This window comes from Microtetraspora sp. AC03309 (assembly GCF_020826795.1).
GTDB classification, from domain to species: Bacteria; Actinomycetota; Actinomycetes; order Streptosporangiales; family Streptosporangiaceae; genus Microtetraspora; species Microtetraspora glauca.
On record NZ_JADDIL010000652.1, the window covers coordinates 1 to 378 of the forward strand.

At 67.7% G+C, this 378-nt stretch carries 1 protein-coding gene; it reads right to left on the bottom strand.

Annotation, left to right across the window (positions count from 1 at the left end; genetic code table 11):
* Positions 1–271, bottom strand: a 271-nt coding sequence (locus IMZ11_RS44790) for a precorrin-8X methylmutase (RefSeq protein ID WP_228649910.1), incomplete at its 3' end; no start/stop codon positions are given.
* Between the last annotated feature and the right edge of the window lie 107 nt (positions 272–378).

The following is a 378-nucleotide window of genomic DNA, read 5'->3' on the forward strand; positions in this document are numbered from 1 at the left end:
CGGCGGGCAGCCGGGACCGGGTGATGCCCGCCGCCACCATCGACGAATCGCACAGAATCGGAGCACCCGCGGCGAGGGCGGTATGCGCCCTGGTCACGACATCATCGGTGTAGGAGACGTGATCGGCGACATCGACCTGACCACAGGTGTGGATCAGCCGGACCACCACCCGCGAAACATCGTCGGGGAAGCGCGACAGGTTCGCCTCGGCGCGGATCGTCGCGAATGACTGCCGGTAGATCTCAGCGGCGTCGCGGATGTAGTCGAGCACGCGAACACCCTACGGGGGCGTGATACGCAGGCGGTATCCGTCCTCGGTGGCGACCAGGACGTCGCCGGCAGGCGGACTGCCACACGCCCGTTCGCAGCCCACGAAGT